Raw genomic sequence first — 15,572 nt, forward strand, 5'->3', positions numbered from 1 at the left:
CGCGCCTGGTGTTCAGACCGCGATGCCGGCGAATCCCGACTCGCGGATCTCCCCGTCGACGAGGCGGAAGGTGTGGGATTCCCCGACCTCGGCCGTGAGTGGGCAGTCCGTTCGGACGTGAGCGCCGCGCGACTCGGTCCGGGCGGTCGCGGCTGCGACGACCGCGGACGCGGTCAGCGTGAGTGCCGCGTCCTCGACCTCGCGCACCGTTGCGGGGATTCGCCGAGGCGCACTCGCGATCGTCGCCGCCGCGGCTGCCAGTCCGTCGGCGGACCGGCGGAGAGCCACCCGGCGCGACATCGTGTCCTGGAGCAGGTCGCGGTCGAGGATCGGCGCCGGTCCCGGCGTCGTGACGGGAACCGGGCGCGTCGGCCGCAGGTGACGTCGTCCAACGGCGACCGCTGCGGCACGGCGTCCCATGACGAGCCCTTCGAGCAGGCTGTTCGACGCCAGCCGGTTGGCCCCGTGCAGGCCGGTCCGCGCGACCTCCCCGGCTGCCAGGAGACCGTCGACGGCGGTGCGCGCCTCGTCGTCGGTCACCACGCCACCGCAGAGGTAGTGGGCACCCGGCACGACGGGGATGCGGTTGTCGGCAGGGTCGATACCGGCCGCCCGGATTCCGGCGCTCACCGTCGGGAATCGCCGCTCGAAGTCGGGCAACCCACTGATGTCGAGGTAGACGCACGGATGCCCGGTCAGCTCGATGGCGGTCTCCACGGCGTTCGCGACCACATCGCGTGGTGCGAGGTCGCCCATGGGGTGCACGCCGTCGGTCACCGACCGTCCGTGCACGTCGACGAGTCGACCGCCCTCCCCTCGCACGGCCTCGCTGATGAGCGTCCGGCGTCCGCGGGCGCCCGGCGTGTAGAGCATCGTCGGGTGGAACTGGATGAACTCGAGGTCGGCGACGTGCGCACCCGCCCGCAGCGCCAGCGCGATGCCGTCGCAGGTGGCACCGGACGGGTTGGTCGTCGCCGCGTAGAGATGCCCCGCACCGCCCGTGGCGAGCAGGACGGTCGGCGCGTCGACCACACCCCATCGAGCGTTCCGCAGATACGAGACCCCCGCGACCCGGCCGTCGTCGACCCGGATCCCGGTCACGATGGCGTCGTCGAGAAAGCGGATGCACCGCCCGGGGCCGGCTTCCCGCTGCGCGACGGCGTTGTGGAGCGCTCGCTGGATCGCGGCGCCCGTGGCATCGCCGCCGGCGTGGATGATCCGTCGCACCGAATGGCCGCCTTCACGCGTGCGCAGGAGCTCGCCGTCCGCATCGCGATCGAAGTCGGCGCCCCACGCGATCAGCGCGGACACCGACGACCATCCGTCGGCCAGGATCGGGCGCGACGCCACGGGGTCGGTGAGGCCGCCGCCCGCGGCGAGCGTGTCGGCGAGGTGCAGATCGATCGAGTCGACGTCGTCCGGACCGGTCGAGCGGACATCGGGCATGACCACCGCGACGCCGCCCTGGGCGTAGAACGTCGAGGTCGGCTGCTCCCCACGGTCGGGACGCCAGCTCGGGCCCTTGTTGACCACGACGACCGAGAGTCCGCTCTGTGCGGCGCAGAGTGCGGCGGTCAGGCCCGCGATACCGGCCCCCACCACGACGAGATCGGCACGGTCCGCGTCACCCGCGTCCGCCCCCGGTCCGTATGTGGACGTACTCATGTCATCCGCCTTTCGCCGGTCGTACTGTCTCAACTCCGGCGGGATGTTTTCGATTCCCAGTCGAAAACCCTACCCCGCAGCTCCCGGCGGCGAAATGTTTGATCGCGCCTGATCGCGGCAACCCCGACCACCATGAAAACCCTCTGGTTCGACCCGGCGAACGACTCCGATCACGCCGGGCTCCCCGACGTGCGTCCCGAGACCACCCCGTTCGGGACCGTCGACACCTATGACCAGATTGTCGTCGGCGGGGGCATCACCGGCCTGACCACGGGACTTCTGCTGGCGCGGGCCGGACAGAAGGTCGCCGTCCTCGAAGCCCGCCACATCGGCGCCGCCGCGACCGGCCACACCACCGGCAAGCTGTCGCTGCTGCAGGGCACGCGGTTGTCGTCGATCTCGAGTCGGCACGGGAAGCCCGCAGTGCAGGACTACGTCGACGCGAACCTCGAGGGCCAGGCCTGGCTCCGGCACTACCTCACCCACCGGGGTCTGCAGGTCGACGAGCGTGCGGCGCTGACCTTCGCCGCCACCGCGTCGGGTGCGAAGACCGTGGAGAAGGAGTTCGAGGCCTGCCGGGCGCACGACATCCCGGTCGAACACGTCGACGTTCCGGAACTCCCGTTCGACGTCAAGACGGCCATCCGTCTCGACGGGCAAGCGCAGATCGACCCGATGGTGGTGCTGCGCGCCCTCGCCGACGACCTGCGCGGGCACGGCGGCCACCTGTACGAGGGCGTCCGCGTGCAGGGCTTGCGCCACGGCACGCCGCACACCCTCACCACCGATGCCGGCGACGTCCGAGCCGAATCGGTCGTGATCGCGACCGGTGTTCCGTTCCTCGATCGCGCCGGGTTCTTCGCGCGGGTGCATCCGCAGCGCTCGTACGCGGCGGCGTTCACCGTCGACGAGGAGATCCCGCGCGAGATGTATCTCGGCGCCGACAATCCGTCGGTCTCGCTGCGGACCGCGACCCGACCGGGCTACGACGGCGAGCTGCTGATGGTCGGCGGCTTCGGACACGAGGTGGGCCGCACGAAATCCGAACGGCAGCATGCCCTGGACATGATCGCGTGGACCGAGAAGCATTTCCCCACCGCCCGCATGGTGGCGCGATGGTCGGCGCAGGATTACACGACGATCGACGAATTGCCCTACGTCGGACCACTTCTCCCCGGCATGGAGAGCGTTCAGGTCGCCACCGGGTTCGCCAAGTGGGGGCTCACCAACGGCGTCGCGGCGGCGTTGTCGATGACCGGGCGCATCCTCGGTTCGGAACCCCACTGGTCCAAGACCGTTCGCCCCTGGCGCTCCTCCGAGATCACCAAGCCCGGATCACTGGCGTCGGCAGCATCGGCCAACGCGCAGGTGGCCGCCTACATGGTGGGCGGCTACCTCGGCCTGCTGAAACCGGCGAACTCCTCACCCGCCGAGGGCGACGGCAGCGTCGGGCATTCCGGGGCCTCACCGAAGGGCGTGTGCACCGTGGCGGGCCAGACGCAGTCCGTCGCACCGCTGTGCACCCATCTGTACGGCGTGCTGCGCTGGAACGACGCCGAGCAGTCCTGGGACTGTCCGCTGCACGGCTCTCGGTTCAGTCATTCCGGCGAGGTACTCGAAGGTCCTGCGACTCGAAAGCTGTTCTCGCAGGACTCCTCCGACAGCTGATCCGCAGCACGTCACCGCGCGCCGAGAATCCGCCGGAACGCCGGTCCGGTCACCGTCGCGACGGGGCGTTGCAGAGCGCCGGCCAGCAGTCGGACGCCCAGGTCGAGGACCCGTGCGTCGATCCCGACGAGGATTCGGTCGCGGTCACCCAGCACCCCCGCGAGGATCGCGGTCGCCGCGGCGTCGGGGCGGGCACCTGGCAGTCGCCGGTCGAATCCCTTGGTGACGTACTCTCGCACCGCCGGGTCCACGTACCGGGCCCGCCGGGCGATCGCAGTGTGCACGACCCCCGGGCACACGATATGGATACGGGCTCGGGAGTCGTTCGCGCGCAACTGTTTCTGCATGCTCTCCGAGAACCCGCGAGCAGCGAACTTCGACGCCGAGTACGCGGACTGCGCGGGGGACCCCATCAACCCGAATGCGCTCGAGGTGTTCACGATTCGTCCACCAACGGCATCGACATACGGGAGAAACGCTCGCGTACCGTTCACCACGCCACCGAAGTTGACGGCCATGATCCGCCGCGCGTAGTCGTCGTCCTCGTCGAGGACCGACGCGACCATGGTAATGCCGGCGTTGTTGAACACCAGCGCGGGTGCACCGTGCCGTCGCGTCACCTCGTCGGCGTAGGCGGTGACAGCCGCGGCGTCGGCGACATCCACCTCGGTGGCGTCCGGTTCCACCCCATGGCGTGCCACCGATCTCGCGGTCTCGGCAAGGGCCCGCGTGTCCACGTCACTGATCAGCACCGGAATCCCCGCCGCGGCCACCCTGTTCGCCAGCGATCGACCCATGCCCGAGCCGGCGCCGGTGATCACGGCGATCCGCCCCGCACACAACCGGCGGAGGCGTTCGTCGGTGACTCGCGGATGCCACACGTGGCCCAGATTCAGGGAGATCTTCACCGTTTCGGACTACCCGCGCGGTCACGTCCTACACCTTCGCGCCGCGTTTGCCACGCGACCGGACGGGTATCCCTTCCACCCATGGGCCGGACGGCCCGCGTAGCAGCGAAGGGAGTTGGGGCGAGTGTCGGACGCGGTCGTGGTCGGCGCCGGACACAACGGGCTCATCTCCGCCATCAGGCTGGCCGACGCCGGCTGGGACGTCACGGTCCTCGAAGCCGCCCCCGAGGTCGGCGGCGCGATCAAGAGTGCCGAGCTGACCCCCGGTTATGTCACCGATCTGTTCAGCGCTTTCTATCCTCTTGCGGTCGCCTCCCCCGTGTTCACCGACCTCGCACTCGACGAACACGGCCTGAAGTGGAGCCGGGCACCGCTGGCGTTCGGCCACCCGGCCGGCCCCGAGGACGACGACGCCCCGGTCATCCACCCCGACGCCGCCGACACCGCAGCCCACCTTGCCACCTTCGACCGCCGCGACGGCCAGGCCTGGCTCGATCTGGTCGGTCAATGGGAGACGCTCCGACCCGCCATCCTCAACACCCTCTTCGGGCCGTTTCCGCCGGTTCGCGCGGTCCTGTCCCTCCTGCGCTCGATCGGCACCGCGGAAGCACTGCGTCTCGCGCGGTTCCTGGTGCTCCCGGCCGACCAGATGGTGCGAGAGCTCTTCCGCAGCGAGAAGGCCGGATTACTCATCCTGGGCAACGCATTGCATGCCGACATCCCCCTTCACGCACCGGGGAGCGGCGTGATGGGATACCTGCTGACCATGTTGGGTCAGGACACCGGATACCCGGTTCCAGTCGGTGGGGCGAGCGCCCTCTCGGCCGCACTCCGGCGTCGCGCAGAGAGTGCTGGTGCACAGATACATTGCGGCAGCCGAGTCTCCTGGATCGATGTCCGGGGCGGCCGGGCGGTCGGCGTCGTCGACCGCGGCGGACGGCGGTGGAAGGCCGATCGGGCCGTCCTCGCCGACGTCTCGGCATCTGCGCTCTACACAGAACTGCTCTCGCCAGCCGACGTGCCAGCGCGGGTGCTCGACGACCTCCAGCGGTTCGTCTGGGACACCCCGGTCGTGAAGGTGAACTATGCGATCGACGGGAAGATCCCCTGGCGCAGCTCGAATCTGACCGGAGCGGGGACCGTGCATCTCGGGGCGGACGCACGCAACATCGCCTACTCCACCGCCGACATCGAGACCGGCAACATCCCGGAACACCCGTTCCTGCTGTTCGGTCAGATGACGACGGCTGACGCGGGGAGGTCGCCTACCGGCACCGAGAGCGCGTGGTCTTACAGCCATCTCCCCCGTGGCGTCACCGACGACGAGGCCGCTCGACTCCTCGCCGCTCGAATGGACGAGGTCCTCGAGGAACACGCTCCGGGTGTCTCGGACATGATGGTCGGCCGCCACGTGCAGACCCCACACGACCTGCAGACCGCCAACGCAAACCTCGTTCACGGGACGGTGAACGGCGGTACGGCACAACTGTTCCAGCAGTTGGTCTTCCGGCCGACGCCGAACCTCGGTGGCGCCACGACCCCCGTGGACCGCCTATACCTCGCGGGGTCAGCCGCACATCCCGGAGGCGGAGTCCACGGCGCCTGCGGCAGCAACGCCGCCCGCGCCGCCCTCGCCTCTGACGGCCTGCGCGGGCTACCACGACGGACGTTGAGCCGCACCATCAGCAGACACCTCACCAAGTCCCGAGACAAAGACTGAACGGAGAACATTCCATGAATCGCGTCGAACGCCACACATCCGCAACTCCCGCACAGGTCTGGTCGGTGCTGTCCAACGGTTGGCTCTACGCCTCCTGGGTGGTCGGCGCATCACGCATCCGCGACGTCGATGCCAACTGGCCTCAGGCCGGGTCGAGGATCCACCACTCGGTGGGTGTCTGGCCGGCGCTGCTCAACGACGAGACCACATCGTGCGAATCCAAGGCCGGGCTGCTGGAGCTCTCCGCCGCCGGCTGGCCCTTCGGTCGCGCCCGCATCCGGATGACGATCGAGAAGGACGGCAACGGCTCGATCATCGGTATGGAAGAGTTCGTCGAGACCGCACCACTGAAATGGATTCCGCCGGTTGTGCAGCAGACGGCCATGTCTCCCCGGCTGAACGAGTGTCTGACCCGTCTGGCAATGCTCGCCGAGCGCCAACCCAGCTGACCTTCCCCGCCGTTCGCGGGTAACCGTCTACATGGCGTCTGCGCCCTTCGATATCAGGAAGGGCGGCACACGACCTTGATGGTGTCCAGATCGTCGTCTGCGGCATCGGGCAGGTTCATCCCTGCGTTCTTGCCGGTCCGCAGGTACTCGACCACCGCATCGTTCAGCACCTCGCCCGGGACCACCACCGGGATGCCGGGGGGATACGGCGTGATCTGTTCGGCGGCAACATGTCCCGGCGCGTCGTCGAGTGGTACCCGCTCGGTGTCTCCGAAGAACGCATCCCGCGGGAGCATCCTTGTCTCCAGCTGCAGCTCCTCCGGAGTCGGTTGGTGGATCGCCGGAGGGTGATCGAAAGATCCTGCGGCGGAAGCGAGGTCGCTCAGCGCGGTGAGCAACCGATCCGCGGTGTCCTCGTCGTCCGCGTGTGAGATGGTGGCGAGGATACGGCGGTGGTCACTCATTCCGACGTCGACGCAGTGGTGCGATCGGAGCCAGTCCGCACACTGATAGCCGCTGGCCCCGAGATCTCGGACGTCGATCAGGACCTGCATCTCGTCGAGATCGTGACTGGCCTCCTCGTGGAGCAGTTCGTCGTGCATCACGATCAGACCCTCCATCTCGTCGACGCTCCGTCGTATGTGTCGGGCCAACTCCAATCCACCACCGAAGATTTCGCGACCCGATTCGACCATGTTCCGGCGCCAACCGTCGAGCGCGGCGTAAATCGGGACACTCGGGCTCGTGGTCATGAGCAGGTCTGCACACTGGGACAGCCGGGAGCGGTCGATCAGGTCCCCCTGTACGTGGAACACCGACCCCTGTTCGAATCCCGCGCCCATCTTGTGAACGCTGACGACGCACAGGTCGGCTCCGGCATACATTGCCCACGTAGGCAGCTCGTCGTGGAACGGCAGGTGCGCACCCCACGCCTCGTCGACGATCAAGGGCTTGCCGTACTCGTGACACACGTCGGCGATCGCCCGGATGTCCGCGCAGGTGCCGTACGGCGTCGGACTGACGATGAGGAGGCCGGCCGCCTGCGGATCCGTCTCCCACGCCTTGCGTACCTCCTCGGGCGACGGCGGATGCGTCAGGTGGAGATTCTCGTCCCAGCGCGGGCGCACCCACCGTGGACGAAGGCCGGAGAAGATCAACCCGGCGACGATCGACTTGTGCGCGTCCCGGGTGATGAGCAGTTCACCGCCTTCACCGCCGGCCACCGCCATCATCGCTGCCTTCACCGACAACGAACTGCCGCAGGTGGAGAAGAATGCCAGTTCGGCTCCGACGGCATCCGCCATCAGCTCTTCGGCGTCGGACAAGTAGGCGTTGGACATCCGCCTGTCGTCGAGGCCGCCGGACGCGAGGACATCCGATTCGAACGCGGCCGCTCCGATCGTGGTACGGGTGCGCTCGTCGACGCCTCTCCCCTGCCGGTGGCCGGGCGGCGTGTAGCCGTATCGGTTGTTGCGACGGTACTTGTCGAGCGCTTCCAGGAGCGGAGCTCGAGATTGATCCAGAGACGGCATGTCGGACTCCGATCAGTTTGTGGCAGCACGATGCTGCGGGTCAGTGGGATTCGCTCATCTCGCCGCCCTGCGACGACTGCGCTGCGCGGCGTCGCAGGCGTTCTCGATAACCGTACGTCGCCCGGAGCACGTCGTCGTGGCTGTCGGCGCTGGACCCCAGCGCGCCGGCGAAGATCCCCATCGAGGTCGCCAGCCAGGCGAGGTTGAGGTAATTGTTCAGTCCTGCTTGAAATCCGAGCTGTGAGGACAGGAAGGTCTCGTCGATGACGGTCATCGCGGCGACGAGGACCGCGAGGAACAGGCCGACGTAGAGAACCACCGCGCTGAAGACGACGGTGCAGACCGTGGCCGTGTTGTAGAGGCGGGCGCGGGGCCGGTAGGTGTCGGTGGTCCGCTCCCAGAGGCGGTTGTTGACGATCAGCCAGAGTGTCGCCAGCACCATCGACAATACGGAGATGGCGGCCAGGCGCCACGGACTGAGCGCGTTGGCCATCGACCAGATGGTGGAGAAGAAGACACCGAACGACGCCGCCGCGGCCGCCGCTGCTGTCATACCCGTGAGCATCGGGATCAGACGCCACGGCCGGTTGCCGCGGACCATCCCCGCCGTCAGCAGCGCTCGCGAGACAAGACCCTGGGCCACAACGTATTCCGTCTCGCCGTCCCGTTCGACCACCAGTCCGCGAGACAGTTCGAACGGCTCGGTCGAGGAATCCTTGAGCACGGACACGACCATCGTGATCAGTTTTCCCAGCCGTCGGCGGGGCGAGGGCCCCAGCGCCGGCAGCGAGATCACCGCGGCGCCGCGTTCCCGGTCGAGTTCGGCCAGCACGACGCTGTCCCGGGCACGGGTGTCACCACCGAGCCCACTGAACAGACGGGGCATCTCCGTCACGAAGACCACGACCTCGTCCGGAATCCGGTCGGATCCCCAGACGGTCTCGAGATCACCGCGCGGGGTCATCTGAAGTGTTGTGTCACGGGTGACCGTGACCCCGCGGTAGTCCATACCGAACCGTTCGGCTATGCCGCGAATCCGGTCTTCCCCGTTGGTGATCAGCGTCTCCGGCAACCCGTGCTCGGCCACCATGCGCAGACTCGGGATACTCCTGCCCTCCTGGCGCTCGACGGTTGTGGAATCCACCGACGGCCTCCTCGGCGCTGGTCAGTCCGGCGGCTCGGGGTCGCCGGACGCAGGTGCCTCGAGATCGTCCTCGTCGTCGGATGTGGATGTCGGTTCAGCCGACGTCGGCTTCTCATCGGGTTCGTCGACGTGTTCCGCCTCGAGTTCGTCGACCTTGCGGCGCGCGTCGTCGGGTGTCTGGTCCGGTGTGCCGGTCTCGGCCGGCTCCATCGGAAGCTCTTCGGACATGTAGGGCCTTCACCACCAATCCTTTTCGGGTATCCGTCAGATGTCCGGTTTCCCGGTACGGACGTGTTCCAAACGCCGCCCCACGCCCCACGCGCTGGACTCGAAGTGTGGGACCCCGGTGACGCGGGTATGCGACTGACATGTCAGACGAACCACGCGAGTCAATGGACCCAGCACCGGAGGGGACACCCGACCTCGAGGCCGGTGGCGGCGTCGCGCCCGGCGACACCCCTCCCGATACCCCTCAGACGTCAGGCCTTTCGCACGAACAACCCGATCGGACCAAACGCTTCCCGGCCGGCGGGGTCGGCGCATTGCTGGGCGTCGGGCTGCTGGTGATCGCGATGGTGGTGATCATCATCGGGCTCATCACGATGGTTTTCTGAGGTCCGATCGGCCCGTCGGCGATCGGGAAGGATCGTCGAGGACCTGGCGTCGTGCCGAATTCCGTTGCGCCAGGGCACCATCTGTGTCGCGCCCACCCCCTCATGAGTGAAGGGAAGTTCGACGTGTCGCGGCGCATCGGTGCGTTGCTCGACCGGCGCGAGTTCCGTTGACGTCATGCGCGGCCGCCTCCTCGAGGTTGGTGCGGATTGTTCCGCGTACGGATTCCCAGCAACGAGTACATCAAACATCCGGCCCGGCCGCCGGTTGAGCGGACCGGGCCGAGACGAGTCGTCGGGTCAGAGCGTGGCCGTGTCGATGACGAACCGGTAGCGCACGTCCGAGGCGACCACCCGGTCGTACGCCTCGTTGATCCGGTCGGCGGAGATCACCTCGATCTCGGCACCGATACCGTGCTCGGCGCAGAAGTCGAGCATCTCCTGGGTCTGGGCGATCCCACCGATCATCGAACCGGAGAAGCTTCGGCGCTTGCCGATCAGCGCGCCCGCCGGGACCTCGATCGGATGTTCGGGCAGACCGAGTTCGACGAGCGTGCCGTCGAGCGCGAGCATGCCGAGGTATTTCCCGATGTCGAGGTTGGCCGACACGGTGTTGAGGATGAGGTCGAACCGCCCCCGCAACTCGCGGAAGGTCTGCGGATCACTCGTCGCGTAGTAGTGGTCGGCGCCCAGGCGCAGCCCGTCCTCCATCTTCTTCAGCGACTGCGACAGGACCGTCACCTCCGCGCCGAGTGCGTGCGCGATCTTGACGCCGACGTGTCCGAGACCGCCGAGCCCGATGACGGCCACCTTCTTGCCGGGACCCGCCTCCCAGTGTCGCAGCGGCGAATACAGGGTGATCCCGGCGCACAGCAGCGGAGCCGCCACGTCGAGCGCGATGCCCTCCGGGATGCGGCAGACATAGTTCTCGTCGACGACGATGGATGTGCTGTATCCACCGTGGGTGCGTTGCCCGTCACGGCCGGTCGCGTTGTAGGTTCCGGTGTTTCCCCGCTCGCAGTACTGCTCCTCACCGAGGCGGCACGGCTCGCATTCACGACAGGAGTCGACGAAGCAGCCGACGCCGACGCGATCGCCGACGGCGTAGCGGGTGACGCCTGCACCGACGGCCGAGACCGTACCGGCGATCTCGTGCCCCGGCACCACCGGGAACTTGGTGCCGTTCCACTCGTTTCGCGCCGTGTGGATGTCGGAGTGGCAGATGCCGGCGTAGGCGATGGCGATCGCGACGTCGTTCGGCCCGAGGTCGCGTCGCTCGATCGTGGTCGGTTCGAGCGGGCGATCCGCTGCCGTGGCTATGTACGCGTTGACCGTCGTGGGCATACGGGGATCTCCTAGGGGGTGGGGTGCTAGAGGGTGTCGACACTGTTCGCGGTCGAAGGACCGATGCGCGAGGGCGCATGGGTCGGCACGGAACAAGTCTGCCGTCGTCCGTGCGTCTCCGCCACCTCGGCACGTCGGAGCCCGACGCAGCCCGTGGAGACACTGGATCGGACATCGATGATCGTTACAATGGCCGACGGTGACTATCAACAGCTCGGCCGACGACGGCCGGCGCACGCAGTTGCACCCGGTGTCGCCCATCGCCGAGGTCACGCGATTCGGGACGACCACTGCGCACGCGGCTGCGGGCCTCGGACGCTTCGTCCTCCACACGGCAGGCGACGCGCTGCGCGGTCGCGCACCCAGTGCTGCGCGCGCCGCGCATGAACTACGCGCCACCTTCGAACATCTCGGCCCGACGTATGTGAAGCTCGGGCAGCTCATCGCCTCCAGTCCCGGCGTCTTCTCCGACGCCCTCTCCTCCGAGTTCGAGTCGCTGCTCGACCGCGTGAAGCCGGCCGATCCCGACGCGATGCGCGCACAGTTCGTCGCCGAACTCGGCCGCCCGCCCGAAGAGGTGTTCGCACAGTTCGATCCGGTGCCGATCGCCTCGGCGTCGATCGCCCAGGTCCACACCGCGACCCTGCACAGCGGCGACGAGGTGGTCGTCAAGATCCAGCGACCCGGGATCGCCGACCGTCTGGCCCCAGACGTGGCGATCCTCGAGAGGATCGCCGGTCTCGTCGAGATCTCCGAGTACGGCCGGATGCTCAGTGCACGCCACGTCGTCGAGGACTTCGCGGCCGGCCTGGACGCCGAACTCGATTTTCGGATCGAGGCCGACACCATGCGCGAGTGGTTCGAATGCCTACAGCCGGGCCCCTTCGGCGACCGCGTCCGTGTGCCGCGCGTCTACGACGAGTTCACGACGCCGCGCGTGCTGACGATGGAGCGCATCCACGCGGTCCGGATCGACGACGCCGCGGCGGTCCGGGCGGCCGGGCACGACGGCGTCGCGCTGTGCCGCAACCTCTTGTTGTCGCTGCTCGACTCGGCATTCCACGGCGGTCTCTTCCACGGCGACCTGCACGCCGGGAACGTCCTCGTCGACGACGCCGGGAAGATCGTGCTGCTCGACTTCGGCATCGTCGGGCGGTTCACGCCCCGCACCCGTCGCATCCTCCGCCAGCTCGTCGTCGACCTGGTGGTCCGCGCGGACTACGAATCCGCGGGTCGGGCGATCTTCTTGCTCGGCGCCGTGCACAAGCCCGGGTCGACCACCAAGGGCGCCGAGGACATCAAGAAGGTGACGACCCCGTTGTCGACGACCGATCTGGGCTCGATGTCCTACACCGACCTGGGCCGACAGCTCGCCGCGGTGGCCAAGGCCCACGACGCCCGACTCCCCCGCGAGCTGGTTCTGGTCGGCAAACAGCTGCTGTACGTCGAGAAGTACACGAAGCTCCTGGCCCCGAGGTGGAAAGCGATGTCCGACAAAGAGATTTACGGGTACATGGCCGGCATCCTGAAGGAGGCCGAACGCGATCGGCGCGCCGACCGGACCCGCACGAACTGATGCACGATCGCGAATCCCGGCATGTCGGGCCTACTGACGCGTACGGAACGCGAGACGCCCGCTAGGGTGATACCGATTACGCTGCTGATTCACAGGAGTCACACATGAGACGTTTCGTGCCGGCACTGCTGGCCTTTTTCGGTGCCGCGTTCCTCGCGGTCGCCCTTGCCATCCCGCTGTACCTGGTGCCGACGCTGAAGGTGGTGCCCCTCGACCTCGACATCACCTCGGATGCCACGACCGTCGCCGCCGACGGGTCCACCGGTGACCGCTTCCCGGCGGTGATCTTCGACCGTTGCTCGGTGTCGGAGGATCGTGCCCGCACATTCGAGGCGCATCTCACCCAGCAACGCCGCTCGGTGATCGTCGAGCCTTCGGACAGCCGCCAGGCGACTCTGCAGTCCGCGCAGACCGTCCTGATCGACCGCCTGCGCGACGCCGACGGTCAGGAGACCGAGCCCACCGTCGCCGCTGCCGGCGAGACCCGTACCTGTAAGGACGGCCTGCTCACCGCGAGCATCGACCGCGTGTCGGTGAACCGCAAGACGTCGGTCCCCAACGGTGCCGTGAGTTCGCTGCAGCTCGAGGCCGTGCCGCCGGGCGGCAACGTCAACGACGTCTCGGTCGCCCTGGACAACCGCAAGGGCTTCCAGTACAAGTTCGGGTTCGACGTCCAGCAGCGCGACTACCTCTACTACGACCTCAACACCCGCCAGGACTGCACCGCGAAGTTCCAGGACGAGGTCGAGATCAAGGGCATCAAGACCCTTCACTTCGCCTGCGACGTCCCGGAGAAGGACCTGTCGAGCCTGCCGAACGCCCAGGGCGAAGCCGCCCTCGGCACCATGCTGACGATGCCTGCCAAGTGGTGGGGCATCAGCGGTCAGGGCGTCCGCCCGAACGATCCGATCACGATGCACCGCCACGCTGCGGCGGTGCGCCACGTCTACGTCGAGCCGATCACCGGCACCATCGTCGACGGCCGTGAGGATCAGCACCAGTACTTCAAGTCGCCCGACCAGAGCGAGTCCAACCCCGAGGTCGTCCGCAACTTCCGCATGGACGCGCTGAAGGGCACCTTCAAGTGGGCCGACGGGATCGTCACCAAGCAGGCCGACACCGCCAGCGGATACGTGACGCAGCTGAAGCTCCTGGGCTTCTGGCTGCCGATCGTCCTCGGCGTGCTCGGCGTGATCATGCTGGCGCTTGCGGCCTTCATGTTCTTCCGCGGACGTCGCGACGACGCCGCCGTGGCCACCGCAGGCCCGGCTGCCACCGCGCCCGCCGCAGATGACCGCCGGACTTCCATGATCAAGCGGGACGGTCCGGCGGCCGGTACCGCATCGTCGGCCGGCAACCCGTGGGAGCGTCCGACCGAGCAGATCCCGAAGGTCGACGGCGGCGAACCGCCCGCCGACGACTCGTCGACGCGCTCCTTCCGCAAGCAGCCGCCGCCCGAGTAGGGCCAGCTGCCAGAACGACCACCGCGGGTGCATCCGGATCACCGGATGCACCCGCGGTGTTTTCGTATGGGTGCAGATGTAGCGAAAGGTGTCGGTCGGCGATACGTTCCGCTGCATCTGCCCTCGGGCGCTCCCGTCGCGAACCCTCACCAGCCCTTCGAGACGGCCCCTCCGCAAGCTCCGGGACCTCCTCAGGGAGCCGGACGAGAGGCTCCGCAAGCTCCGGGCCGCATGCCACCCGCACAACAACAAGGGCCGGTGACCCGAAGGTCACCGGCCCTTGCCGTTGTCTCTATGAAGTTGCGAGACCGCCTACGCGGCTCAGAAGAACGCCGGGCGGAAGGTCTTGGCCCACGACTCCTTGAAGGTGCTCTGCCAGTAGTCCCACCAGTGCGCACCGTCCGGGGTGATCCGGGTGGTGAGCTTGACGCCCGGAACGAGCGCGACGCGGCCGACGTACAGCTGGCTGCTGGTCGACGCGGCGACCTCCAGCGGGATCATCTGCGCGAACTTGACCGGGTCGAAGTTGCTGCTGGTCGGGTTGACCGACGAGTCGTACTTGCTGCCGACGCCGCTACCGGACGAGATGTAGACGTGCTTGCCGGCCAGGTTGCCCGCGCTCAGGAACGGGTCGTTCTGGAACCAGCTGCCGGCCGGGTAGAAGCCCCACATGTTGGACGGGTTGCCGCCCATCTCGATGACCGAGGCCTGGATGCCCTGGGTGAAGCCCGGCAGGGTGACCGTCGGGTAGCCGCTGTAGGAGGCCACCGCTTGGTAGAAGCCCGGGTGACGCGACGCGAGGTTGAGCGCCGAGGTGCCCGACATCGACAGGCCGGCGATGCCGTTGCGACGGTTGTCGCTGCCATGGCGGGCGGCCATGTAGCGCGGCAGCTCGCGGGTCAGGAAGGTCTCCCACTTGTTGTTGCCGAGCTTGGGGTCGAAGGACTGCCAGTCGGTGTAGAAGCTGCCGCCGCCGCCGAACGGGATGGCGACGTTGGTGCCCTTGCCCGCCATGTAGCGGGCGACATCGGTGTTGATGAGCCAACCGCTGTTGTTGTTGGGGGCACGCAGGCCGTCGAGGAGGTACAGCGTCGGCTTCGGTCCGCCGCCACCAGCCGAGACGATGCACACGGGCACGGTCCGGTTCATGGCGTTCGAGCGGACGTACTCGACGTTGCAACCATTGGCTGCGGACGCCGGCGGAGCTGCGACCAGCGTGGCACCTGACACGGCCACGAGAGCCACGAGTCCGGCGACGAGGCGCTTACGGGCGCGAGTCAGCATTCGTCAGTTTTCCTTTGGATCTCGGCCGGAGCCGGCCGCTTCTGGGTCTTGCCTACCGGGTACTGCGGAAGTCATACGTAGGGGGATTCTATTGATCCCCGTCAGGAGCGGTACCCGTCGTTGTGAAGTGTAACGGCACGATAACGTCGCGGCAAAGGCTGGACGGGCCTTCGTGACACCGATGGGCAGTGGTGCGCGTCACATCTGC

General features: G+C 67.8%; 13 protein-coding genes. 6 read left to right on the forward strand and 7 right to left on the reverse strand.

The window, feature by feature from the left end; all coding sequences use genetic code 11:
* Window positions 1–12: 12 nt before the first annotated feature.
* The gene (gene nadB, locus GKZ92_RS21630) at window positions 13–1,665 is read right to left on the reverse strand and encodes an L-aspartate oxidase (protein ID WP_006358014.1); all 1,653 of its coding nucleotides are present in this window, start codon (window positions 1,663–1,665) and stop codon (window positions 13–15) included.
* Between the two features lie 132 nt (window positions 1,666–1,797).
* Between nadB and GKZ92_RS21635 the strand changes: the two genes are divergently transcribed.
* On the forward strand, window positions 1,798–3,333 hold the full coding sequence (locus tag GKZ92_RS21635) for an FAD-dependent oxidoreductase (protein ID WP_006358015.1): 1,536 nt from the start codon (window positions 1,798–1,800) through the stop codon (window positions 3,331–3,333).
* 11 nt (window positions 3,334–3,344) lie between these two features.
* Here GKZ92_RS21635 and GKZ92_RS21640 read toward each other — a convergent pair whose 3' ends face one another.
* Entirely contained in the window at window positions 3,345–4,241 is an 897-nt protein-coding gene (locus tag GKZ92_RS21640; protein WP_075863726.1) for an SDR family NAD(P)-dependent oxidoreductase, read from the reverse strand.
* Between the two features lie 124 nt (window positions 4,242–4,365).
* On the opposite strand from GKZ92_RS21640, the gene GKZ92_RS21645 reads away from it, so the two are divergent.
* Window positions 4,366–5,961 (forward strand): phytoene desaturase family protein, encoded by a 1,596-nt coding sequence (locus tag GKZ92_RS21645; protein WP_075863725.1) that lies wholly within the window; start codon window positions 4,366–4,368, stop codon window positions 5,959–5,961.
* A gap of 14 nt (window positions 5,962–5,975) precedes the next feature.
* A complete protein-coding gene (locus GKZ92_RS21650) occupies window positions 5,976–6,410 on the forward strand; it encodes an SRPBCC family protein (RefSeq protein ID WP_075863724.1) in 435 nt (144 codons plus the stop codon).
* Window positions 6,411–6,463: 53 nt separating this feature from the next.
* Here GKZ92_RS21650 and GKZ92_RS23975 read toward each other — a convergent pair whose 3' ends face one another.
* The 3 genes from GKZ92_RS23975 to GKZ92_RS21665 form a co-directional block, all read right to left on the reverse strand.
* Window positions 6,464–7,933 carry an aminotransferase class I/II-fold pyridoxal phosphate-dependent enzyme gene (locus GKZ92_RS23975; protein WP_075863771.1) on the reverse strand — a complete coding sequence of 490 codons (1,470 nt, stop codon included), beginning with the start codon at window positions 7,931–7,933 and terminating at the stop codon, window positions 6,464–6,466.
* 49 nt (window positions 7,934–7,982) lie between these two features.
* Complete coding sequence (locus tag GKZ92_RS21660) at window positions 7,983–9,032, reverse strand: hypothetical protein (protein WP_035753692.1); 1,050 nt, start codon at window positions 9,030–9,032, stop codon at window positions 7,983–7,985.
* 75 nt (window positions 9,033–9,107) lie between these two features.
* Window positions 9,108–9,314: a hypothetical protein gene (locus GKZ92_RS21665; RefSeq protein WP_006358022.1), complete on the reverse strand. Its 207-nt coding sequence runs from the start codon at window positions 9,312–9,314 to the stop codon at window positions 9,108–9,110.
* A gap of 140 nt (window positions 9,315–9,454) precedes the next feature.
* Here GKZ92_RS21665 and GKZ92_RS21670 point away from each other — a divergent pair, with 140 nt between their 5' ends.
* Window positions 9,455–9,700, forward strand: coding sequence for a DUF6480 family protein (locus GKZ92_RS21670; protein WP_035753689.1), 246 nt, complete (start codon window positions 9,455–9,457; stop codon window positions 9,698–9,700).
* A 297-nt stretch (window positions 9,701–9,997) separates the two neighbouring features.
* Here GKZ92_RS21670 and GKZ92_RS21675 read toward each other — a convergent pair whose 3' ends face one another.
* Window positions 9,998–11,041 carry an NAD(P)-dependent alcohol dehydrogenase gene (locus tag GKZ92_RS21675; protein WP_006358024.1) on the reverse strand — a complete coding sequence of 348 codons (1,044 nt, stop codon included), beginning with the start codon at window positions 11,039–11,041 and terminating at the stop codon, window positions 9,998–10,000.
* Between the two features lie 199 nt (window positions 11,042–11,240).
* On the opposite strand from GKZ92_RS21675, the gene GKZ92_RS21680 reads away from it, so the two are divergent.
* Both GKZ92_RS21680 and GKZ92_RS21685 read left to right on the forward strand, forming a co-directional pair.
* Window positions 11,241–12,617 (forward strand): ABC1 kinase family protein, encoded by a 1,377-nt coding sequence (locus GKZ92_RS21680; protein WP_155225634.1) that lies wholly within the window; start codon window positions 11,241–11,243, stop codon window positions 12,615–12,617.
* 104 nt (window positions 12,618–12,721) lie between these two features.
* Complete coding sequence (locus tag GKZ92_RS21685; protein ID WP_035753681.1) at window positions 12,722–14,080, forward strand: DUF3068 domain-containing protein; 1,359 nt, start codon at window positions 12,722–12,724, stop codon at window positions 14,078–14,080.
* A gap of 321 nt (window positions 14,081–14,401) precedes the next feature.
* On the opposite strand, the gene GKZ92_RS21690 is transcribed toward GKZ92_RS21685, so the two are convergent.
* A complete protein-coding gene (locus tag GKZ92_RS21690; RefSeq protein WP_006358027.1) occupies window positions 14,402–15,364 on the reverse strand; it encodes an alpha/beta hydrolase in 963 nt (320 codons plus the stop codon).
* Window positions 15,365–15,572 lie beyond the last annotated feature (208 nt).

The organism is Gordonia sp. 135 (genome assembly GCF_009720185.1).
GTDB lineage: Bacteria > Actinomycetota > Actinomycetes > Mycobacteriales > Mycobacteriaceae > Gordonia > Gordonia alkanivorans.